The following is a 22,159-nucleotide window of genomic DNA, read 5'->3' as shown; positions in this document are numbered from 1 at the left end:
TCTCTTGAGCCGCCCGATGGCCACCCTTTTCGATACCGCCCGCCGTGAGACTCGTCCACTGCTGGCGCTGGCCCTGCCGATCTGCGGCGCCCAGCTGGCTCAGGCAGGCATGAGCGTGGCCGATGTGATGATGACCGGTCGACTGAGCGCCACTGACCTGGCGGCGGTGTCGGTTGGCTCCAGCCTGTGGCTGCCACTGATGCTGTTCATGACCGGCACCCTGATGGGGCTCACTCCCATCGTCGCTCAGCTGCTGGGGGGAGGTCGTATCGCGGAGATCACCCCCAATGTGCACCAGGGGCTATGGGTAGCGCTGGTACTCGGTGCACTGGCCGCCGGGCTGCTGTGGTTTGCGGTGGGCCCGATCTTCACCCTGATGGAAGTGCCCGAGGCAGTCGCCGAACGCTCGCGTAGCTATCTTCTTGCGGTGGCCTTCGGCATGCCCGGGGCCGCGCTCTTCCAGGCCCTGCGCGCCTTCTCCGACGGCATGAACCATACCCGTCCCTCGTTATGGATCAGCCTGGCGGGGCTGGCCGTCAATGTGCCAAGCAACTTCGTGCTGATCTACGGCGGCGAGGGACTGACCTCCCTGCTGGGGCCCTGGCTGCCGCATTGGCTTAAGGCGCTGCCGGCGCTTGGCGCGCTGGGCTGCGGGATCGCCACCGCGCTTTCGCTATGGACCATGTGCCTGTGCATGGGGCTCTATACGCGCCACTCGCGTGCCTATGGCAAGGTGTCGCTATGGCATACCGCCAGCCTCCCACGTTGGCGATTGGTCAGCGAACTGCTGTACGTAGGACTGCCCATCGGTGTGGCAATCTTCGTCGAGGTCACGCTATTCACGCTGATCGCCCTGTTTATCGCCAGCCTCGGCGAGGTCACCGTGGCTGCCCATCAGGTAGCTCTCAACTACACCTCCATCCTGTTCATGCTGCCGCTGTCGCTGAGCATGGCGCTAACGGTGCGGGTCGGTAATGTGCTGGGACAGCAGCGCCACAACCATGCGCGCCGGATCGCCTGGCATGGCATTGTCCTCTGCCTGGCCGTGGCCCTGCTCAACGGCCTGCTGCTGCGATTCACCGCCGAACCGGTGATCGGGCTCTACACGCGGGACCCGGAAGTGGCCTCTCTGGCCCTGTCGCTGGTCCTGCTGGCCATGGTCTACCAAGTCTCCGACTCGCTACAGGTCAATCTCGGTGGCGCACTGCGCGGTTACAAGGACACGCGTATCATCATGGTGATCACGCTGACCTCCTACTGGCTGGTGGGCATGGCCGGCGGCCACTGGCTGGGCACCCGCGGAATTCCTGGACTCGTGGCGCCGCTCGGCGTCCATGGCTACTGGATCGGCTTGATCGGAGGGCTCACCGTCGCGGCCATCCTGCTCGGTGAGCGACTGAGACGAATCAGCAAGGCGGTGGCCCATGGCGAACGCGACCCGCTTCATCCCTGACCCTGTGTGCCGTGGCATCGTGGCCATAGCGCTTATCCTGATGCTGGCAGGCTGCGACACCAACGATGCCAGCGATCGGCTGCTCCGCGACTATCAGCGAACCCTGGCCGAACGCCTCGACCTGTCACCTCCCGACCACGCCGAGCCACGCAATATCGGTGCCTTCCCCAGGCTACGCGAACGCCGTGTCCCCATCCCCGACACCCGCGAGGGCCTGCTCGACATCTTTGCCCTGCGTGAGTGCCATATCACCACCCTGGTCGCCCAGCGCAACAGCACCCTGGGACTTGTGGCCCCCGCCAGCCAGCGCTGGCAGTACGAACTAAAACTGTGGCAACGCCTCACGGCATGCCTGTCGAGCGGGGTGGCCGACAGGCTGGCCGCGGATGACCTCGCTCGTCTCGAACAACTAACCTCCACCAAGCGCCGACAGCTTCCACAGGCGAGCTGGAATGGGCTCTTCGGTTCCGAGGAGTGGGCGCAGAGCTTCTCACGCGTCAGCTCCCCACTGCCCCCGGATGACCTGACGCCTCCGAGTGAGCAGCTAACCGCCCTCGAGTACCTTAACGCCTTGAGTCGCGCGCCGCTGGAAAGCTCTCCGCGACCGGTCGACCTCGAGGCACTCGAGAGACACCTGCAGGCGCTCAACGACCGTCCCTACACGGCACAGTTACTGCGCACCCTGCTGCTCGCCGAACAGCGCCTCACGGAAGCCAATACCTTGCTCGACCAGGCGCTCGACACCCCCGGATACTGTCCGCCGGAAGGCTTCTCTGCCGACCCGCGGCAGGCACCCGAGGCACGGCGGCTCGCCAACTGGCTGACAGCACTGGATGATGCCGCTGAGGCGTGGCTCACCCGCCTCCTGCCACTCTTCGATAGCCTTGAGACGCCGCCGGAAGCGGTGCAGGCCTATCGTCAGGCGTGGCTTTCTCGGCAAAATTCCGAGGCGCCATTTCCGAGTTTCCATCAGGCCCTGCAGGCCCATCTTGAGCGGCGCGAGGCTCTCGCCTCACGCTGCCCGGAGGCATGACCGTCAGCGGCCCCGTGATGCAGGGCTTAACCTATGATCGGGTCTATGCTATTGGTGGTGCTTGAGTGACGCAGAGCGCTTCCGCACCGGCCCGGGGCGATCTCCGCCCGGCCTGGATCCGTGATCAAGCAGCACCTGGAGGGACACCATGGGAACCCAGATGTCACCCCGCACTGCCCGGGTCATCGACCTGGATGCCAGGCGCCAGCGTCAGCAGGCCAGACGCCGCCTGGTCCGATTGGCACCGGAGCTTGATGGGCTCGAGATGGTGTATCGCCTCGACGCCAGCCCCGACACCCTGTATGGCATGCCACTGCTGGCCTGGGGACTACGCGAGGATGGTGAAGTGGTGGGCCTGGTGGCGTGGATGGAGTCACTGACACCCTGCCAACGCCTGGACGATGACGAGCATGGCCGCTTCGTCGGCTATCGGGATCCCGAGACCGAGGAGCTGCTCGATAGCGCTCCAGAGCACAAGGTGATGGAGCTGGAGCACGCCGCCAGCTACTTCGATTACGAGGAGACCGAGCAGGTCACCCTGATCCAGCAGCTACCCGAACTGCAGGGCACCCACGCCCTGTGCATGGATGATGGCGAGGCCCCCTGGCAGCTCAAGCAGGTATTCGGCTGGCGACTCTACAGCGACGGCACGGTCGAGGCGCTACTCGCCGATGAGCGCCATGTGGAGCAGACGCCGATCGTGCTCGGCGATGCCTGTCTCTATCCCGTGCATAGCCGCCATCGCCGGGTCTACTTCTTTCAGCGCCAGATCGCCAACCGGATTCGCCAGGAGGACCCGGCGACCCTGGAGGCGCTGGCCCTGATGGTGGTGCCTGAGGGCATCCCAGCCACGCCGGCGGCGCAGAGGGGACAGGATTAGCCTAAACGGATAAAGTAGAGATAACTGTCTCCCTGCTGCTGCTGATGGACCAGCTCATGCCCCAGAAACTGGCAGAACTTGGGCACATCGCGGGTGGTCGCCGGGTCGCTGGCGACTACCTTGAGCACCTCCCCGGTCTGCATGTCGCGGACCTTGTTGTGCATCAGCATGATCGGCTCGGGACAGTAGAGTCCGGTGGTATCGAGTTCGGCCTGAAAGTCGTGTTTCTCCGCCATCGAGAACCTCCTGGTGACAATTGAAGATCGCTGTAAAGGCATTAGGTGCTAAAGAAATCAGTCGGAGCCTGCAAGATGATCAAGATCATTATCGAACGCCGTATCATGCCCGGCCTCGAGGAAGAGTACGAGGCGGCCGCCCGCGAGGCCATGCGAGTGTCGCTGGGTGCCAAGGGCTTCGTGGGTGGTGAGAGCCTCGTGGAGCAGGGGCACAGCGACCGGCGTCTGATGATCACCAAGTGGCGTGACCTGCGTGCCTGGAAGGAGTGGTACACCAGCGAGACCCGCACTCAGGTAATGCAGCGCCTGCTGCCACTGCTAACCGAGGAAGAGCGGATCCGCATCTACGAACCCACCACGCACTGACGCTTACCCTTTCAGTCTCACATGCACCGTCACCTCTTCACGATCGTGATAGAGGTGGCGGCAGGCAATGTCGGCCTCGACCCTGGCCGCCTCCAGCGCCTCGGAAAGCCGACGCAGACAGGCATCCACTTCCGGCCAGCGCTGTTTCATCGGCAGCTTGAGGTTGAATACCGCCTCCCGGCACCAGCGCCGAACCAGCCAGCGCTCCACCATCGCCTCCACCCGTGAGGGTTTGTCGACGATATCGCAGACCAGCCAGTCGAGACGGTACGGAGGCTCCCAGGTAAAGCCGTCCGCATGCAGGTGCTCAACCTGCCCGGTGGCCATCAGCGCCTTGTCCATCGGGCCATTGTCGATCGCATAGACATGCATGCCCCGCTGCACCAGCTGCCAGGTCCAGCCACCCGGTGCCGCGCCGAGGTCTGCCGCCTGCATGCCCTCGCCGAGTCGTTCGTCCCACTCTCCCCGCGGCACGAATTCATGCCACGCCTCCTCCAGCTTGAGAGTGGAGCGACTGGGCGCCGACTTGGGAAAACGCAGACGACGGATGCCGCCCGGCAGCTCGCTGCGATTTCCCGGAAAGCTCATCCCCAGCTGAACCCGGTCACCGGCACTCCACAGCAGATGCAGGCGCCTGCCGCCCGCCTTGCGACGCAGCGCCTTGCGCTTTTTCAGAAGCGAGGTCAACGGCCGCTCCAGCGCCTTGGCAAGCCCAGCCAGCGCCTTGCCATCGTTGGTATCCGGGGTCTCCTGCCAGAGGCTCTCGAAACTCCAGCCACTGGCCTCCACCTGATCGACGATCGATGTCAGTCGATCGTCCCGCGACAGCGTCAGCGGCGGCAACGCCACCAGACTCTGCCGGGCGAAGACCAGCCCGCCCAGCGGCAGGTCACGATGCAGGCCATTGGCGACCTCTCCCTCGGGGAGCAGGAACCTCACGAAGCCTGCATCCCGTGTAAAGTCGGTCTCCCCCGCTCTGCCAAGCGAAGCCGCCTTCTCGGAGAGCTCGGCAGCCAGGTCAGGTTCGAAGCCCGGGCGGCAGTAGCAGAGAAGCTCCACCGGATATGTTGTCGTCTTCTCCATGCCGTCTCTTCCTTACCGTTACAGCGCCTCGTGAACCCAACCTGCTGCCGGGGCACCGGCGGCAGAGCACCTTAGCACCGCTCCCCGCACAGGGAAAGCCGGCACGACCGCCATGTCGAGAGCCGCGACACGGTGTGTCAATGAAGATGCCTTCGACACCGAAGCTCCATAATGAGGACAACCGATATGCAGCGTGCACCATCACAGCGCACAGTGCGCGCATGACCCATACATTTGATGCATAATGCTGCATTGCTATATAGTCGTTGCCATGGAAAACACTTTCAGATTGGCCCACTGCGGTCAGCCCATTCACCTCTGTTCAGGATACGATGATGCCCTACGTTCATGAGACACTGGAAAACCTCCGCAAGAGCAGCCCCGCCCAGACCGAGTTCTACCAGGCGGCGGAAGAGGTTCTGGAGTGCCTGCGACCACTCTTCAAACGCAGCCCGCATTATCATGACCACAGCATCATCGAACGCATCGTCGAGCCGGAACGGCAAATCATGTTCCGCATCTGCTGGACCGATGACGCCGGCCGTGTCCAGGTCAACAAGGGCTATCGCATCCAGTTCAACTCGGCGCTAGGCCCCTACAAGGGCGGGCTGCGATTCCACCCCAGCGTCACCTCCGGCATCATCAAGTTCCTCGGCTTCGAACAGATCTTCAAGAATGCCCTGACCGGCCTCCCCATCGGCGGCGGCAAGGGCGGCTCGGACTTCAACCCCAAGGGCAAGTCCGATGGCGAGATAATGCGCTTCTGTCAGGCCTTCATGTCCGAGCTGTATCGGCACATCGGGCCCCATACCGATGTTCCCGCCGGCGATATTGGGGTTGGCGGTCGTGAAATTGGCTACCTCTACGGCCAGTACAAGCGCCTTACAGGCCGTTATGAGGGTGTGCTGACCGGCAAGGGACTGGACTGGGGTGGCTCCATCGGTCGCAAGGAAGCCACTGGCTATGGTGCCGTCTACTTCGCTCAGAACATGCTGGAAGCCCGCGGCAAGACGCTGGAAGGCAAGACCTGTCTGGTTTCGGGTGCCGGCAACGTGGCGATCTACACCATCGAAAAGCTATACGAGCTGGGCGCCAAGCCGGTGACCTGCACGGACTCCCGTGGCACGCTGCATGATGCCCGCGGCATCGACCTCGATCTGCTCAAGGAGCTCAAGGAGGTGACCCGCGCTTCCTTGGAGAGCTACCTGGAAAAACACCCTGAAGCTAACTACATCCCCGTCGGTGAGTATCCGGAGGATGGCCACGCGGTCTGGCGCATCAAGGCCGACGCCGCCTTTCCCTGCGCCACTCAGAACGAGCTTACCGCCGCCGATGCAGAGGTCATGCTCCACAACGGCGTCTACTGCGTCAGCGAAGGGGCCAACATGCCCTCCTCCGCCGATGCCGTGGACCACTTCCTCGAGGCAAAAATTGCCTATGGACCCGGCAAGGCCGCCAATGCAGGTGGCGTCGCGACCAGCCAGCTGGAGATGGCCCAGAACAACAGCATGGAACAGTGGCCACTGGAAAAAGTCGACATAAAGCTCAAGGAGATCATGGCCAATATTCATCAGCAATGCGCCGAGACCGCCGAGGAGTTCGGCGAGCCCACCAACCTGGTACTGGGTGCCAATATTGCCGGCTTCCGCAAGGTCGCCGACGCCATGATCGACCAGGGCGTTGTATGACCACGCATTGATCACGCACCTTCCTGCAAGTGCACCACTGAAAAGCCCGGACCTACTGGTCCGGGCTTTTGCGTGTCTTGCCGAGCGCCGAGTTTGTCGGTGTCCCTTGCTGCTTTAAACGTAGGGGTGAGACCCACGGCGAGCCTGTGCCGCAAACTGGGCTTCAGCCAACTTGATCATTCCATGCCAGAGCCCACGCAGAGCAGGCTTCACGACTCTGCGTGAGGTGCCGCTACGGTCCCAGATGGTAGGGAAAGCTACTGCTGACTTGCTCATATCATGACCCTTACGGTGGTGATCTTTGAAAGCATTATACCTTTGTCTAACGACCAAAGTCTAATCACCACCCTCTTACTCCCAGGCTCCCTGAAAAAAAGGCAGCAAACGCAAAAAGCCCCGAACTCTTCATGAGCTCGAGGCTTTTTCCAATAAGTACCTGACGATGTTCCGGCCGGCGCTCCGGGCTCCGGTAAGCGGCCGCTGAACACACCTTCCGCGTAAGCCCTTGGCCAGCGACATTAGGTGCCCACGTAACAATAGATGGGCACCTATCCATGACGTCCCCAAGCACCGAACGTGAAATAGTCGAGGCATTCGTCATCCAAATCCCGTCATGCTACATCAGGTACGCAAAAATTAGTAATTGTTAACGCTCCCTAGCTTGCATTACCAATATATAACTAAGCGCTATTGGAGCTCCGCGACTATATTCTCTAGGTTGGGCATCCTGAAAAGCCATTACGCTACGTCGTCTTAGCGCTACTCCAGACACCATACGGGAGCACATCATGCTCAAGCGCATTGTCCTTACCACACTGGCCGCAGGTATCGTGACCGCCGGCCTGGCTCAGGCCGACGATGACACTATCGATGACACCATCAAGGTGGGCATGTCCGGCGGTTATTTCCCCTTCACCTTCGTCGAACAGGACAAGCTTCAGGGCTTCGAGGTCGATGTCATGGAAGCCGTGGCCGACGAGATGGGGGCCGAGGTCGAGTTCATCACGGCAAACTTCTCGGGCCTGTTCGGCATGCTCGAGTCCGGCCGCATCGACACCATCGCCAACCAGATCACCATTACCGAAGAGCGCACCGCCAAGTACGCCTTTACCGAGCCCTACGTCTATGACGGCGCTCAGGTCGTGGTCAAGAAGGGCAATGACGCGATCCAGTCCGTCGAGGATCTGAAGGGCAAGACCGTGGCCGTCAATCTCGGCTCCAACTATGAGGAGTTGCTGCGCGAGCTGCCCTACGCCGACGAGATCGACATCCGTACCTATGAGAGCAATATCGAGCAGGATACCGCCCTGGGCCGCGTCGACGCCTTTATCATGGACCGGGTGAGTGCCAGCCAGGTCATCAAGGAGAAACCCATGCCCCTGGCACTGGCCGGCAAGCCCTTCTCGCAGATTCGCAATGCCCTGCCCTTCCGTGACACCGAGGAGGATCGCGCCCTGCGTGACCGGGTCGACGCGGCCCTGGCCACCCTGCGTGAATCGGGCGAGCTGCGCACGATCTCGCAACAGTGGTTCGGCACCGACATCACCACCCCGTGATGCGCTGAGCCGCCCCCATGCCCGTACTCGATCTCGACTACATGCTGGGGCTGGTCCCCGTCCTGCTGCGCTATCTGCCGCTGACCCTGCAGATGGCAGCCGCAGGCATGGCGCTGGCCCTGGTGCTCGCCTGTGGCCTCGCCGTGATCCGCGTATTGCGGATCCCGGGGCTCAACGCCGCTACCCTGCTGTTCATCTCCTTCTTTCGCGGCACGCCGCTACTGGTACAGCTATTCCTGTTCTACTACGGTCTACCCCAGCTGCTGGCCTTTCTTACTCAGATCAATGGCATCACCGCCACCATCATGGGCCTGACCCTGCACTTCTCGGCCTACATGGCGGAGTCCATCCGTGCCGCCATCGTCGGGGTCGACCGCAGCCAGACCGAGGCGGCACTCTCCATTGGCATGACCAATGGCCAGCTGATGCGACGCATCGTGCTGCCTCAGGCGACCCGCGTCGCGGTGCCCACGCTGATGAACTACTTCATCGACATGATCAAGGCCACCTCCCTGGCATTTACGCTTGGGGTGACCGAGTTGATGGGCGCCACCCAGAAGGAGGCCGCCGGCAGCTTCCTCTACTTCGAGGCCTTTATCACCGTGGCGCTCTTCTACTGGGTCATCGTCGAGCTTCTGGCCTGGTTCCAGCGGCGCCTGGAGACCCGGCTCAACGAGGCATATCGGCGATGATCAAGGTAGAGGGACTCATCAAGCGCTTCGGTGGGGTGGCGGTGCTAGACGGCATCGACCTGGCCATCGAGCAGGGCGAGATCATCGTGGTCATCGGCCCCTCGGGAACCGGCAAGTCGACGCTGCTGCGCTGCCTCAACTTCCTCGAGAGGCCGGATGCCGGCCGGCTGACCATCGGGGACCTCGATGTCGATGTCACCCGGGCCAGCCGTGCCGATATCCTCACGGCACGCCGGCGAACCGCCTTCGTGTTCCAGAACTATGCGCTGTTCGCCAACAAGACGGCGCTTCAGAACATTGCCGAGGGGCTGATAGTGGTCAACCGCTGGCCGAAGGAGAAGGCCCTGGCGCGCGGCAGGGAGATCCTGGCGCGCATCGGGCTGGCCGACAAGGCCGACGCCTATCCCGCCTCGCTGTCCGGTGGCCAACAACAGCGTGTCGGCATCGGCCGCGCCATGGCGGCCCAGGCCGAGGTAATACTCTTCGACGAGCCGACCTCATCGCTGGACCCGGAGTGGGTCGAGGAGGTCCTCGGCTTGATGAAGCAGTTGGCCACAGAGCGCCAGACCATGCTGGTGGTCACCCACGAGATGAGCTTTGCCCGGGACGTGGCGGACCGGGTGATCTTCATGGAAGGAGGGCGCATCGTCGAGCAGGGACCACCCGACCAGCTCTTCGGTGCTCCCCGGGACCCGCGCACCCGCAACTTCCTGCGCAAGGTGCTCGCCAACCAGGTGTCGCTGGACGGCTCGAGCTAACGCCTGTATCCGGGGGGCGCGTTGTGACCTCCGGGGGCCTTCCCGTATAGTGAAACTGTCATATACTAGGAAGCCTCCTTCGTGATGCTCAAGTCTCGAGTCCAGATCCGCCCTCGCCGCCGCCCTCCCCTGCGCTTTCTGCCGCTGGGCGGCTGTGGCGAAATCGGCATGAACCTCAGCCTCTACGGTCATGGGGAAGGCCAGGATGCGGCCTGGATCGCGGTGGACTGCGGCATGATGATTCGCCAGGACCTTCCCGACTCGCCACTTCAGGTGCCCAACCTGGCCAGCCTGGAAACGCTCGGCATCGCGCCCAGAGCGCTGATCATCACCCATGGCCACGAGGACCATATCGGCGCCGCGGCCTGGCTGTGGCCGAAATGGGGCTGCCCCATCTACGCCACCCCGCTGGCGGCCGGCCTGCTACGTGCCAAGTTCCATGAACGAGGGCTCGCCAGCGACGCCATCCAGGTGATCGAGCCCGGCGAGGCCATGGAGACCGGACCCTTTACCCTGCGCTTCCTGCCGGTGCCCCACTCGATTCCCGAGAGCTGCTCGCTGCTGATCGCCGCCGGCGAGCATCGCGTGCTTCACACGGGTGACTGGAAGCTGGACCCCGACCCGCTGCTCGGCGCCCCGATATCACCGGCCACCTTCCGCGCCCTGGCCCCCGTGGACCTGGTGGTCGGCGACTCCACCAACGCCCCGCTGCCCGGCGAGTCACGCAGCGAAGGCGAGGTGGCCAAGGCGCTGGATCACACCATCGCCCGCTGCAAGGGCCGCGTGGTGGTGACCTGCTTCGCCAGCAACCTGGCTCGGGTGCTCGCCATCGGCCGTGCCGCCGAACGCTGTGGTCGCCGGGTCAGCCTGATGGGGCGCTCCATGGAACGCATGGTGGCCGTCGCTCGTGGCCTCGGCTACCTGGACGACTTTCCGCCCCTGGTACCCAGCAGCGACCTCGGCTACCTGCCCCCGGAAGAGGTCGTGGTGATTGCCACCGGCAGCCAGGGAGAGCCACGCGCCGCCCTGCAGCGACTGGCCCGCGGCCGGCATCGCTCCCTCGAGCTCGCGCCTGGCGACAGCGTGATCTTCTCGGCCAAGGCGATTCCCGGCAACGAGCTGCTGATCGAGCGCCTGAAACGTGGACTGGGTCAGCTAGGGGTCGAGGTGCTTGATGAGTTCAACCACCCAGAGCTGCACGCCTCGGGGCATCCGGCTCAGGAGGAGCTGCGCACGCTGTATGGCTGGGTAAAGCCCCGTTATCTGCTGCCGGTTCATGGCGAACCCCGCCATCAGCAGGCGCATCGCGAGATCGCCGAGTCGCTCGGCATCCTGGCGCCACTGTCGCCACTGAACGGCGACATGATTCGCTTCGATGCCGATGGCCTTACCCTGGAGGCTCGTCATCCACAGCCCCCCTGTATCATCGACCAGAATGCCGTGGCACCGCTCCCGGGTCTGGGGGGTAGGCAGCGCAGGGAGAGCCGCCATGGCAGCCTCTATCTCGCCTTGACGGTGGCCGCCACCGACGAGGGCGGCTGGACTCGCATCGGCAGGCTGATGCTCGATGCCAGCGAAAGCCAGCCCTTTGACGAAACCGACCTGGGCGAATGGCTCGACCAGGTCCTGGCGTCACTGCGCGTCGAGACACTGGCCGATCTTCGTCTGGCCCTGCAGCCACGATTGATCGGCTGGTTCGACGAACACCTGCGCCGCCTGCCGGAGATTCACCTGCAGATTCTCGCCATGGAGACGTCGACAATCAGCCATACGGGGTAGCCCGACGCCGGCCCGTGACGTAAAAGCCGCTTCTCAGAAGCGGCTTTTTTTGCACAACTTTTTTCTTGTCCTGTCCTTCACGACACACGTTTAGCGACGAACATGTGGCGACGGACATGTGGCGAAAGAGTCAGGCCAAAAAGCTTACTCCTTGCTGGCACTCTTCGGCGGACGCCCACGCTTGCGACGCGGCGGCTCCACTACCAGATCATCCACGGAAAGCCCCGCCTCGTTGATCGCCTCGAGGATCTCGGAGCGCTTGCGCTCCTTCTCGGCCTCCTCCTGCTGACGCTGCTGCTCTTCATCCTTTTTCTGCTCGATGACCTCCTCGATCACCTCGGCGAGCTTATGCAGCTGCTCCATGCTGAGCTGACGTGCCGCGGCGCGTGCCACGTTCTTGTTGCGAGCGATGCGTTCCAGGGTTTCGCTGGACATCAGTCCCTCCTGAGCCGAATAAATGAGACGGTGACATTGTCTTACGCAATGAAAAGTATATGCAGTTGCCACCGCTTGGCAAGAAAAGTCGCAAGAAATATCGAGGGCCTTTCCATCGTCTTGAGTGAGAAATACGGCTGTTCATTGGCGAATATCACTATCAAAAAGCGGCGCCCGATGGCGCCGCTTGAAGAATGGCTGGCACTGAGATCTTGCTCACTGAGCCCTCACCCGCCGGTCATGTTCATGAAGCGAACCACCTGAACATCGCCATCGGTAGTGAAGTGATGGCGCTCGGGCTTGAGTGGCATGGCGGCGACAATGGCATGCTTGAGGGCCTCCATGTCGCCGGGATGAGAGCGCAGCACACGACGCAGGTCGACCGAGTGCTCATTACCGAGACACAGCAGCAGGCGCCCCTCTACCGTCACACGCACGCGGTTGCAGGTCGAACAGAAGTTGTGGCTATGAGGCGAGATGAAGCCAATGCGCGAATCACTGTCACCCATGCGGAAGTAGCGTGATGGCCCGGGCGTCGACTCGGTGGTGGGAATCAGTGGATAACGGCTCTCGATGATCGCCTGCACCTCGTCGCTGGAGCAGAAGGTCTCGGCCCGGCTGTGATCGGAGACATCACCCAGCGGCATCTCCTCGATAAAGCTGATATCGAGATTCTCATGGCGAGCGAACTCGACCAGATCGAGCACCTCGTCATCGTTACGCCCCTTGAGAATCACCGCGTTGAGCTTGATGCGCTCGAAGCCTGCCTCGCGAGCGGCTCGAATCCCATCGATCACCCGGTCGAGATCACCGGTGCGCGTCAACCGACGAAAGCGCTCGGAATCCAGGGAGTCGAGACTGATATTGAGCCGCTTGAGCCCCCCTTCACGAAGCTGCCTGGCATGCTTGCGCAGGCTGGCCCCATTGGTGGTCATGGCGAAGTCATTGAGCCCGGAAAGCCCACCTATCTGCTCGACAAGGGAGCCGATATCCCGACGAACCAGCGGCTCTCCCCCGGTCAGGCGCACCTTCTCCACGCCCAGTTCGACAAAGGCACGTGCCACCATCGCCAGCTCTTCCAGGGTAAGCACCTGGGCACGAGGCAGGAAGGTCATCTCCTCGCTCATGCAGTAGACGCAGCGAAAGTCACAGCGGTCGGTCACCGAGATTCGCACATAGTTGACGCGCCGGCCAAAGTCATCAATCAGTTCGCGTGGCAGAGTGGTCATGGTGCAATCTCCGATTCAAGCTTCCCAACGGCGGGCATCCGAGTGATCGGAATCCCGCTCCGACACCCAGTAGTCACCGTCGCCGGCGTGTTCCTTCTTCCAGAAGGGGGCCCGTGTCTTGAGGTAGTCCATGATGAAGTCACAGGCCTCGAAAGCGGCACGGCGATGAGCGCTGGCGACAACCACCAACACGATAGGGTCTCCCGGGGTCAGGCGTCCAACGCGGTGAATCACCGTGACCGCATCCAGTGACCAGCGTCCACGTGCCTCCTCGACAATCGCCTTCAACGCCGACTCGGTCATCCCAGGATAGTGCTCCAGGGTCAGCGCCGATACCTCCGGATGCTCGTTGAAGTCACGCACCAGGCCGGTAAAGCTCACCACGGCCCCAATATCGGTGCGCCCGGCCAGCAACGCCTGTTGTTCGGCACCGGCATCGAAAGGCGCCTCCTGCACTCGAATCATGATTCAGCCTCCGGTGACCGGCGGGAAGAAAGCGACCTCATCCTCGTTGGTCACCGGCGTGGTGTCCGAGGCCATCACCTGGTTGACGGCGCACAGCACCCGCCCCTCATCGAGCCGCGAGAAGCGCGGATCGAGAACCTTGAGCGCCGCCTTGAGCCCGGCGACATCGAAGCTTTCCAGGCTATCCAGTTCCACGGCAACCTCGCCCACGCCGAGGCGCTCGCGCAGCTCGGCCAGGCACTTGACCCGGATGCACGGCGTGGCGATATCACAGCGGCTACCCAGACGAACCTCGCCGGCCTGCCCCTCGCCGGTCACGATGGGGGCCGGCCGCGGCGCGACGGCATCACGCCGGTAGTCACCGGACTTTCCGCCGCGCTTGGTATCGAGCTGGATGGCGCCGATCTCCATCGACTTGTCCACCGCCTTGCACATGTCGTAGAGCGTCAGGCAGGCCACCGATACCGCGGTGAGAGCCTCCATCTCCACGCCGGTGCGGCCATTGAGACGGCAGGTGGCCGTCACGGTGACGCAGCTCTCGTCCTCGTCGAGGTGAAAGTCGACCACCACCTTCGACAGCGCCAGGGCGTGGCACAATGGAATCAGCTCATGGGTACGCTTGGCCGCCTGAATTCCGGCGATGCGCGCCGTGGCCAGCACGTCCCCCTTGGGAAGCCCGCCATCGACGAGTAGCGCCAGGGTCTCGGGGCGCATCCGGATACGCCCCGAGGCCGAGGCCTCGCGGCGACTCTCCGGCTTGTCGGCAACATCGACCATATGGGCCTCGCCGCGCGCATTGAGATGGGTCAAAGACATGGATCGACACCTCATGGAAGTCGGAACAGGGGTTGAATGGTGACGCTTTCACCCGCGGCCACGCTGCCGCGGGTGTCGTCAATCTCGATCAGGCAGTTGGCTCGCACCATGGAGGAGAGGATACCGGATCCCTGGGCACCGACATCGCTCACCAGCAGGCGGCCGTCACTGGCACTGGCGTAGCGGCCCCGCAGGTAGTCGACACGTCCCTCACGACTTCTCAGCGGATGCTCGGCCACCGCCGTCAGCCGGCGCGGCCAGGCGCCCTCTCGCCCCTGCAACCGAGCCAGCAGCGGCGCGGCGAACTGCAGGAAGGTCACCATGCTCGCCACCGGGTTGCCCGGCAGGCCCAGGAAGGGAACCCCGCGCGAGCCCAGGCGACCACAGGCCAGCGGACGACCGGGACGGATGGCGATCTTCCAGAAGCCCAGTTCGCCCTGCTCGAGCAGCGCCGCGCGGGTATAGTCGGCATCCCCGACCGAGACGCCACCGCTGGAGAGCACCAGGTCGGCGTCGCCGGCGGCACGCGACAGCCCACTGGCAATGGCATCACGAGTGTCAGGAAGAATCCCCAGGTCGATCACCTCGCCACCGTGCTCCTCTACCAGTGCCATCAAGGCAAAGCGGTTGGCATCGAAGATCCCGGCGCTCGGCAGCGTCTCGCCCGGCGCCACCACCTCATCACCGGTGGAAAACACCGCGACCCGCGGCCGGCGCACCACCGTGGCCTCACGAAATCCCAGCGAGGCGATCAACCCCAGCTCGGCGGCCCCCAGGCGTGTACCGGACGCCAGAACGGTCGCACCGCGGGGGATGTCTTCGCCGGCCTGACGCACGTTCTGGCCGCGACGCACACGCTCGGGAAGGTCGACCCGAACGCGAATCTCGCCATCGGCGCTTTTCTCGAGATGCAGCTGTTCACGCATGATCACCGTATCGGCGCCTGGCGGCAGCGGCGCGCCGGTGGTGATCCCGACACACTCGCCGGACGCGAGGGGCCGATCGATCGCATGGCCGGCAAGGACCTCGGCGACTCGCAGGAAACCACCGGCAGGCAGCGCCTCCGGCCGCCAGGCCAGGGCCACGCCATCCATGGCGGCATTGGTGTTCTGGGGCACATCGATGGGCGCCAGCAGTGGCTCGGCCAGCACCCGACCATGCAGTGACGCGAGCGCCACCCGCTCGGCGGGCAGCGGTCCCGAAGCCAGCGCCACTACCGCTTCACGGGCCTCCTCCACGGCCAGCATGCGTTCGCCCAACTCGAAGCAGGAAAGGGTCATGGCGTGGTCTCCTCACTCACCTCTCGCGGCCGGCGCTCGGCGGGCCAGCGCGCCGGCCAGGCGGCGATCCACTCGGTCAGGGCTGGCAGATCGTTGAGGTCGAGCCGCTCGACCCCATCGGGCAACACCAGCGGGGCATCCGTGGCCACGGCACGCACCCAGGGATCCTCGGCTACCCGCAGGGGTTTGCCCAGGGTCGGGCGATGCAGCTCCAGCTTGGGCAGCGGCCAGGCCTTGAAGCCCTCCACCAGCACCAGATCGGGCCGCTGGGTTGCCACCATGGCGAGCAGCGCCTGAAGATCCGCCTCCTGCTGATTCGGGGTTTCCATCATCAGCGCCAATCGCTCCCTGGAGGCCACCAGCATCGGGCTGGCACCGGCCTGGCGCAGTCGGTGGCTGTCCTTGCCGGGCTGGTCGACATCGAAGGTGTGATGCGCGTGCTTGACCACCGCCACCCGCAGCCCCCGTTCACGCAGGCGAGGCAGCAGCGCCTCGAGCAGGGTGGTCTTGCCGGTGCCGCTCCAGGCGGCGATGCCGAGCAGCGGCAGATGTTCGTCCAGGATCAGGGTGTCAACAGGCTCACTCATCGCTTGGCCGGCTCCTCGGCAAGCGCCTGCTCCAGACGACGCTTCTCCTCCTGGGTATTCAGGTTGGCGAATGCCTCACCCCCCTCGGCGAAATCCACCCGCACCCAGGCGTGGCGGGCATACCAGCGGTCGATCTTGCGCTCGCCGTCTGCCAGTGCCGCGGCCAGATCGTCGGCCAGGGACGTGCGCATCAAAGCCACCACGGGGTGCAGGCGCTGGCCATCGCCGGCCACGGCGATATCGGCCTCGCCGATGCCGGTCACCAGGCGATCCACCAGATCATCGGGCAGTCTTGGGGTATCGCAGGGCACCACCAGCAGCCAGGGGGTACGCGCCGCCCGCAAGCCGCTGTAGATCCCCATCAATGGCCCCTGGTAGCCATCCTCGGCATCTTCGATTACGCGGTCGGCGAAGTCGTCATAATCGGCAAGGCTGCGGTTGGCGTTGACCAGCAGCTCGGCCACCTGGCCCGCCAGGCGATCGCGTACATGGGCGACCAGCGGACGACCGGCGAAGGGCACCAACCCCTTGTCGACGCCACCCATGCGGCGCCCCTGGCCACCGGCCAGGATCAATCCGGTAAGGTCGTGTAACGGGGTCATCGAAGGCCTCCTTATCCATCCACCATGATGCCTGACCCCGGACCCGGACGCCATGTCGAAGCGTGACGCAAGTCATTGTCCCGAGAGGTAACAGATACATCTCACCGCCCCTGCGTCTCAAGCGTCTCACGGCCCTTATCGACGCAGGCGTTAACCGCTATCATATGTGCAATTTTCTTGACGGGATGCTTCATGCAAGAGGAAAGCGGATTCGACGTAGGCAGCCGCCTTCGCCAGCTACGACTGGCAAACGGCCTCTCACAGCGTGAACTGGCCAAGCGCGCCGGCGTGACCAACAGCACCATCTCACTGATCGAGCAGAACAGCGTCAGCCCTTCGGTCAGTTCATTGAAGAAAATACTAGACGCCCTGCCGGTATCGATCAGCACCTTCTTCGCCGGCGACGAGCCCGGCGGGGCCCAGATGTTCTACCGCGCCGAGGAGCTTACCGAGATCGGCGACGGCCATCTGTCCTTTCGTCTGGTCGCGGCACGCCGACCCGAGCGGCAACTCTCGATCATTCATGAGCGCTACCCCCCGGGAGCCGATACCGGCGAGGAGATGCTGGAGCATGACGGTGAAGAGGGTGGTGTCATCGTCTCGGGCGAGATCGAGATCACCGTCAATGGCGAGAGCAGGGTTCTCGGGGCGGGCGACGGTTACTACTTCGAGTCGCGCCTCCCCCACCGCTTCCGCAACCTGGGCAAGGAGGAGTGCGTGATCGTCAGCGCCAACACCCCGCCCGGCTTCTCGGATGGCGGCCACGAAGTGCATCACGCATGAAGTGCATCACGCATGAAGTGCATCACGTATAAGGCTTACGCCACCCGCGCACGCCGCCGGGGGCTGGCCAGAATGCGTCGCAGCACACACCAGGCGGCGAAACCCGCCATCAGATTGCCGATGGCGGCCCCGGCGGCAAGCCCCAGGAACCCGCCCAGCCAGGCACCCAGCGCCAGGCAGGGGAGATAGAAGATGAACAGCCGCGCTCCCGACATCAGCATGGCACGCAGCGGCCAGCCCAGAGCATTGCCCGCCGAGACCACGATCATGCAGACGCCAAGGGCCGCATAACTGGGCAGCAGGAAGCGGATCAGCAGCGCCAGGTCATCGCGCACCTCGGGGTTGCCGGACAGTGCCAGCGCGACCCAGGGGGCGGCGAGAGCCATCAGCAGGCCCAACGCCAGCTGCCACACGATGATGACCCGCAGTGCCAGACGCATCAGGCGATGCACCTGATCCCAATCTCCGGCGCCATAGCAGCGGCCAAGCCAGGGTGGCAGCGACATGGTCATGGCCAGCACCACCATCAGCGATAGTGTCTCCAGGCGGCTGGCCAGCCCCCAGGCGGCGACCTGCGCCTCCCCCTGACTCGCCACGACAGCGATCGCCAGCATCGCCGCCAGTGGCGGCATCAGCTGGCTGATCATGGCCGGCCCGGCGATGCCGGCGAATGACCGCGCCGAGGCACGCAACTCCTCGACCAGCCCATGCCGGGCCAGCCAATTCGTCCTGCCAACCTGCCATCCCAGCACCACCAGCCCCGTAGCGAAGGCGACAACCGTGGCCCAGGCCGCGCCGGGCAGCCCCAGTCCCTCCCAGGAGCCGACGCCAAAGATCAGCAACGGGTCGAGGAGCAGGTTCACCAGACTGGTCATCACCATCATGCTGCCGGGCAGGCGAGTATTGCCATGGGCGCGAAACAGGCTATACCCGAAGTAGATCGCCGCCCCCAGCCAGGCGGCCAGCAGCTGGGGCGCCCAGTAGTCGCGAATCAGCTCGAGGGTCGAGGCATCGGCCCCCAGGCGCAGGAAGATCGGCGCCTGCAAGACCCACAGGAGCAGTGCCAGCACACCGATGACCGCGGCGCCGACCACCAGTACCAGGCTCCCCAGGCGCCGTGCGCGCGCGGTGTCACCGGCGCCAAGGGAGCGAGAGATCTGGGCGGCGATGGCGATCCCCATGCCGACCTGAACGCCGATGATCAGGAAGCTGAGCGGAAAGGTGAAGGACTGGGCGGCCAGCGGCGCGGTCCCCAGCCGGGCGATAAAGGCGCTGTCCACCAGCTGGAAGCCAAGCAGCGACAGCACGCCGATGGCCATCGGCCAGGTCTGGCGCCACAGGGTTACGCCGAGCGATTCGGAAGAGTCGGTAGAGTCGGGTCGAGTCACGCGGGCTCCAGATCGATGAGTGAGGGCGCGATTCTACGCCAGAATGGCGTCACGCTCAGCTGGAGAGACCCGATGGAGACGCCGAGACCCCGGCCAGCAGGCGCTCGACCTCCGCGGCCGCCATCGGCGCAAAGAAGTAGAAGCCCTGCACCAGATCGCAGTGCATCTCGCGTATCAAGTCCAGCTGCTCCACGTTTTCCACCCCCTCTGCCACCACCTCGAGGCCCAGCCGGTGACCGATGAAAACGGCGGCCTCCATGATCGCGCGATCCTTGGGTTGGTTAGGAGCATCGCGCACGAAAGCCCGGTCGACCTTCAGTGCCGTTACCGGAAAGTGCTTCAGATAGCTCAGCGATGAGTAGCCGGTACCGAAGTCATCGATGGCGATGCGAAAGCCACGATGGTAGAGCCGCTGCAGCCCCTCGAGAACGCGCTGGTCGGCGTCGATCAGCACATTTTCGGTCAGTTCCAGACCGATGTCTCGGGGGCCAAGAGCGAAGCGCGCCAGACAGGCATCCAGGCGCGCGAAGAGGTCGGGGCTATTCAACTGGCTACCGGAGAAGTTGATATCGATACGCCCCAGCGCCAGGCCGGCCTGGCGCCAGGCCGCGCGCTGACGGCACGCCTCCTCCATCACCCAGTCACCGATGCGATGAATCAGCCCGGAGCGCTCCGCCAGGGGAATGAACTCGGCCGGTGATATCGGGGGGCCATCGGCGGGGTACCAGCGCAACAGCGCCTCGAGATTTTCGACCTGGCCACTGGCCGGTGCCACCTGAGGCTGGTAGTGCAGCATCAACTCGCCTCTCTCCACGGCCAGCTCGAGGCGGTCAATGAGGCGGTGCTGGTAGAGCAGCTCATCGTGCAGGCGCTGATCGAAATAGACCACCTGCCCTCGCCCCTCCAGCTTGGCCCGATTCTTCGCCACATCGGCACAGCGGATCAGCTCGGCGGCACTCTCACCGTTGGTGGGGAAGACACTCACCCCCAGACAGGCCGTCAGCTTGCGAGACGTCTCCCTCAGCGCAAAGGGCGCCCGCAGGGCCTCCTGAACCTTGAGCACACGCCGCGGAATATCCCGTTCATGGGTCACCCCCGAGAAGGCGACCAGAAACTCATCGCCCGAGACACGGCACATCAGGTCCGAGACACGCAGCTGTTGGCCCAGTCGGGCGGCCAGCTGAAGCAGCAGCCGATCGCCCTCCTGGTACCCCAGGGCATCGTTGATATCCACGAATCGGTCGATATCGAGAAACACCAGCACCAGCAACCTACCCTGCGCCGTGGTGTCCCTCAGCGCCTCGTCCAGCTGCTCCTCGAAGAACTCGCGATTCGGCAGGTGGGTCAGTCGATCGAAACGCCTGGCGAAGTCCAGTTCACGACGGGCCTGCTTCTGCTCGGACAGGTCCACATCGATACAGAACATCAACGGCTCATCGGTGTGCTCATTGAGCATCACATGATGCGAGAAGACCGGCACCAACTTGCCACTGCGGTGACGAAGCTCCAGCTCATCGGCGGGAATCTCGCGCCCCTCCTCGACCCAGGCACGATGCGCCGCGATCACATCATCCCGCATGATGTCGGGAATGATCAGCTCCTCCAGAGTCTGCCCGAAGGCTTCCTCGGCGGTATAGCCATACAGATGGGTGCTGGCCTCATTCCAGTAGATCACTCGGCGATGCCGGTCATAGCCCTGCACCGCCACCTTGGGCAGGCTCTCCAGCAGGGCACGAAAGCGCTGTTCGCTCTCTCGATACTGTCGGCGAACGCGTTCGGCTTCCTCCGACGAGCCCTCCCCATCCGCCAGGCGAGAGCGCCGGCGACAATTCGGTGCTCGACGATGTTTCAGCCAGTACCTGAGGCGTGATGCCAATCCATTCATTCCGGCTCTCGTCGTTGTATGGATCCTGCCCCGAATGACCAGGGAAGTCGTGTAAGAGATCTCCTACAGACGAATGAGAATATCTCATCGCCACTCTCCTGCCCAACGCCAGTTTCGCCGGCCGCAGTCGGGCGAACTTACACTGCCCGCTCGTCACGGTGACTGCGCTACTCGAGAGAGTGCGCACGACCCGAGGCGATTCACGTCCGCCGGCAGCATGACCGGCATAACTGGCTATGTAGCCAACACTCTCAGGAGAGACCGCATGAACCGTAACATCCTCAAGTCCAGCCTCGGCACCGATTCACACCCCCTCACCGCACACGACAACTACTGGTCGCGCAGCGTGCGCGAGTCGCTCGCTCATCAGGACTGGAGTCAGGCCGATCTGCGCGAACAGATCGACCTGCCAGCCTGGCAGGGCTTTCTTGATGACCTGCCACGGGACCCCTATGTGAATCAACGCTGGAAGCGCATGTCCTGGCTTGCCCTGACGCCGACCGGTGACGTGACCAACCTGGGCGAATGCCCCATGGCACAGGGCGGCGCCTTCAACGACGCCGAAAGCATGGCCGACAAGCTGCGTTACTATGCGCCTCTGACCGAGGAGTTCCTCTCGCGGCCCGACGTCAAGGCCTTCGTGCGCGGCTGGGCGGGACTCTGGAACCTCGGGGCGGGCGAGCCCATCCTGATGCAGATCACCGGCGTACGCGGCAAGGGCCAGGTCGACCCCCTGCAGGGCCAGGGGATCCATGCCGACGGCTGCAAGGCGCTGAGCATCATGGTGGTCAACCGCGAGAACGTCACCGGGGCCGAGAATCATCTCTACCGCGACAAGGCCGGCCAGCATCCGATCGCACATACCACCCTGGCGCCTGGCGAGGTACTGCATCTGCGTGATGATCGTGTATTTCACAGCGTAGATGGTATTCGCCAGCTCGACGAGACGCGCCCCTTCGAGCGCTTCATCATCATCATCAACAGCCGCTTCGTGGATGAGTTCCAGAACCGCATCCTGAGGCGTCATTTCCCCCACGCCATACTGCATACGGAGGGCTAAATTGATGCAGAAATCGCAACACCCATATCGCAATGCTGAGACTGAAGTGATGCGATCGAAGTGATTCGATCGAAATGATTCGATCGAAACACACTGACTGAGGCA

Annotated in this window: 22 protein-coding genes; 11 read left to right on the top strand and 11 right to left on the bottom strand. The window is 63.7% G+C overall.

Going from position 1 to position 22,159, the window contains the following annotated elements; genetic code table 11:
- Nucleotides 1-16: 16 nt before the first annotated feature.
- From GRB80_RS02220 to GRB80_RS02210, 3 genes are all read left to right on the top strand, one after another.
- Nucleotides 17-1,453, top strand: a complete 1,437-nt coding sequence (locus GRB80_RS02220) for an MATE family efflux transporter (protein WP_161422402.1) — start codon at nucleotides 17-19, stop codon at nucleotides 1,451-1,453.
- Nucleotides 1,425-2,486, top strand: coding sequence for a DUF3080 family protein (locus tag GRB80_RS02215; protein ID WP_161422401.1), 1,062 nt, complete (start codon nucleotides 1,425-1,427; stop codon nucleotides 2,484-2,486). Before GRB80_RS02220 ends, GRB80_RS02215 begins: the two co-directional genes overlap by 29 nt.
- A 148-nt stretch (nucleotides 2,487-2,634) precedes the next feature.
- A complete protein-coding gene (locus GRB80_RS02210; RefSeq protein WP_132045153.1) occupies nucleotides 2,635-3,366 on the top strand; it encodes a hypothetical protein in 732 nt (243 codons plus the stop codon).
- Here the strand turns inward: GRB80_RS02210 and tusA are convergent.
- Nucleotides 3,363-3,602: a sulfurtransferase TusA gene (gene tusA, locus GRB80_RS02205; RefSeq protein ID WP_132045155.1), complete on the bottom strand. Its 240-nt coding sequence runs from the start codon at nucleotides 3,600-3,602 to the stop codon at nucleotides 3,363-3,365. The two genes, GRB80_RS02210 and tusA, sit on opposite strands and share 4 nt — an antisense overlap.
- A 75-nt stretch (nucleotides 3,603-3,677) precedes the next feature.
- Between tusA and GRB80_RS02200 the strand changes: the two genes are divergently transcribed.
- The gene (locus tag GRB80_RS02200) at nucleotides 3,678-3,968 is read left to right on the top strand and encodes an antibiotic biosynthesis monooxygenase family protein (RefSeq protein ID WP_132045157.1); all 291 of its coding nucleotides are present in this window, start codon (nucleotides 3,678-3,680) and stop codon (nucleotides 3,966-3,968) included.
- Between the two features lie 3 nt (nucleotides 3,969-3,971).
- Here GRB80_RS02200 and rlmM read toward each other — a convergent pair whose 3' ends face one another.
- Nucleotides 3,972-5,051, bottom strand: a complete 1,080-nt coding sequence (gene rlmM, locus GRB80_RS02195; RefSeq protein WP_161422400.1) for a 23S rRNA (cytidine(2498)-2'-O)-methyltransferase RlmM — start codon at nucleotides 5,049-5,051, stop codon at nucleotides 3,972-3,974.
- A 335-nt stretch (nucleotides 5,052-5,386) separates the two neighbouring features.
- On the opposite strand from rlmM, the gene gdhA reads away from it, so the two are divergent.
- The 5 genes from gdhA to GRB80_RS02170 all read left to right on the top strand — a co-directional run bounded on the left by gdhA (nucleotide 5,387) and on the right by GRB80_RS02170 (nucleotide 11,524).
- Entirely contained in the window at nucleotides 5,387-6,739 is a 1,353-nt protein-coding gene (gene gdhA / locus GRB80_RS02190) for an NADP-specific glutamate dehydrogenase (protein WP_161422399.1), read from the top strand.
- A 788-nt stretch (nucleotides 6,740-7,527) separates the two neighbouring features.
- Nucleotides 7,528-8,295: an amino acid ABC transporter substrate-binding protein gene (locus tag GRB80_RS02185; protein ID WP_161422398.1), complete on the top strand. Its 768-nt coding sequence runs from the start codon at nucleotides 7,528-7,530 to the stop codon at nucleotides 8,293-8,295.
- Between the two features lie 17 nt (nucleotides 8,296-8,312).
- Nucleotides 8,313-8,987, top strand: coding sequence for an amino acid ABC transporter permease (locus GRB80_RS02180; RefSeq protein WP_132042579.1), 675 nt, complete (start codon nucleotides 8,313-8,315; stop codon nucleotides 8,985-8,987).
- Nucleotides 8,984-9,745 carry an amino acid ABC transporter ATP-binding protein gene (locus tag GRB80_RS02175; RefSeq protein WP_161422397.1) on the top strand — a complete coding sequence of 254 codons (762 nt, stop codon included), beginning with the start codon at nucleotides 8,984-8,986 and terminating at the stop codon, nucleotides 9,743-9,745. Before GRB80_RS02180 ends, GRB80_RS02175 begins: the two co-directional genes overlap by 4 nt.
- A 168-nt stretch (nucleotides 9,746-9,913) precedes the next feature.
- Complete coding sequence (locus GRB80_RS02170; protein WP_161424209.1) at nucleotides 9,914-11,524, top strand: ribonuclease J; 1,611 nt, start codon at nucleotides 9,914-9,916, stop codon at nucleotides 11,522-11,524.
- Nucleotides 11,525-11,668: 144 nt separating this feature from the next.
- Here GRB80_RS02170 and GRB80_RS02165 read toward each other — a convergent pair whose 3' ends face one another.
- The 7 genes from GRB80_RS02165 to mobA all read right to left on the bottom strand — a co-directional run bounded on the left by GRB80_RS02165 (nucleotide 11,669) and on the right by mobA (nucleotide 16,938).
- Nucleotides 11,669-11,959 (bottom strand): H-NS family histone-like protein, encoded by a 291-nt coding sequence (locus tag GRB80_RS02165; RefSeq protein WP_132042575.1) that lies wholly within the window; start codon nucleotides 11,957-11,959, stop codon nucleotides 11,669-11,671.
- 227 nt (nucleotides 11,960-12,186) lie between these two features.
- Nucleotides 12,187-13,179, bottom strand: a complete 993-nt coding sequence (gene moaA, locus GRB80_RS02160) for a GTP 3',8-cyclase MoaA (RefSeq protein ID WP_132042690.1) — start codon at nucleotides 13,177-13,179, stop codon at nucleotides 12,187-12,189.
- Nucleotides 13,180-13,203: 24 nt separating this feature from the next.
- Nucleotides 13,204-13,653: a molybdopterin synthase catalytic subunit MoaE gene (gene moaE, locus GRB80_RS02155; protein WP_132042573.1), complete on the bottom strand. Its 450-nt coding sequence runs from the start codon at nucleotides 13,651-13,653 to the stop codon at nucleotides 13,204-13,206.
- A gap of 3 nt (nucleotides 13,654-13,656) precedes the next feature.
- Nucleotides 13,657-14,469: a cyclic pyranopterin monophosphate synthase MoaC gene (gene moaC, locus GRB80_RS02150; RefSeq protein ID WP_132042572.1), complete on the bottom strand. Its 813-nt coding sequence runs from the start codon at nucleotides 14,467-14,469 to the stop codon at nucleotides 13,657-13,659.
- An 11-nt stretch (nucleotides 14,470-14,480) separates the two neighbouring features.
- Complete coding sequence (gene moeA / locus GRB80_RS02145) at nucleotides 14,481-15,749, bottom strand: molybdopterin molybdotransferase MoeA (RefSeq protein ID WP_161422396.1); 1,269 nt, start codon at nucleotides 15,747-15,749, stop codon at nucleotides 14,481-14,483.
- Nucleotides 15,746-16,336, bottom strand: a complete 591-nt coding sequence (mobB, locus tag GRB80_RS02140; RefSeq protein WP_132042568.1) for a molybdopterin-guanine dinucleotide biosynthesis protein B — start codon at nucleotides 16,334-16,336, stop codon at nucleotides 15,746-15,748. Before mobB ends, moeA begins: the two co-directional genes overlap by 4 nt.
- Entirely contained in the window at nucleotides 16,333-16,938 is a 606-nt protein-coding gene (gene mobA, locus GRB80_RS02135) for a molybdenum cofactor guanylyltransferase MobA (RefSeq protein ID WP_132042567.1), read from the bottom strand. The genes mobB and mobA overlap by 4 nt, the downstream gene beginning before the upstream one ends.
- A 192-nt stretch (nucleotides 16,939-17,130) precedes the next feature.
- Here mobA and GRB80_RS02130 point away from each other — a divergent pair, with 192 nt between their 5' ends.
- The gene (locus tag GRB80_RS02130) at nucleotides 17,131-17,721 is read left to right on the top strand and encodes a cupin domain-containing protein (protein WP_132042565.1); all 591 of its coding nucleotides are present in this window, start codon (nucleotides 17,131-17,133) and stop codon (nucleotides 17,719-17,721) included.
- Nucleotides 17,722-17,756: 35 nt separating this feature from the next.
- Here the strand turns inward: GRB80_RS02130 and GRB80_RS02125 are convergent, their stop codons facing one another.
- On the bottom strand, nucleotides 17,757-19,040 hold the full coding sequence (locus GRB80_RS02125; protein ID WP_161424208.1) for an MATE family efflux transporter: 1,284 nt from the start codon (nucleotides 19,038-19,040) through the stop codon (nucleotides 17,757-17,759).
- A gap of 124 nt (nucleotides 19,041-19,164) precedes the next feature.
- Nucleotides 19,165-20,994 carry a putative bifunctional diguanylate cyclase/phosphodiesterase gene (locus tag GRB80_RS02120; RefSeq protein WP_161422395.1) on the bottom strand — a complete coding sequence of 610 codons (1,830 nt, stop codon included), beginning with the start codon at nucleotides 20,992-20,994 and terminating at the stop codon, nucleotides 19,165-19,167.
- 265 nt (nucleotides 20,995-21,259) lie between these two features.
- Between GRB80_RS02120 and GRB80_RS02115 the strand changes: the two genes are divergently transcribed.
- Nucleotides 21,260-22,054: a 2OG-Fe dioxygenase family protein gene (locus GRB80_RS02115; RefSeq protein WP_132042562.1), complete on the top strand. Its 795-nt coding sequence runs from the start codon at nucleotides 21,260-21,262 to the stop codon at nucleotides 22,052-22,054.
- Nucleotides 22,055-22,159: the final 105 nt, after the last annotated feature.

The organism is Halomonas icarae, from assembly GCF_009901955.1.
Taxonomy (GTDB): Bacteria; Pseudomonadota; Gammaproteobacteria; order Pseudomonadales; family Halomonadaceae; genus Halomonas; species Halomonas icarae.
Note: the sequence above shows the minus strand (reverse complement) of the source record. Positions and strands in the feature narration are given on the sequence as shown.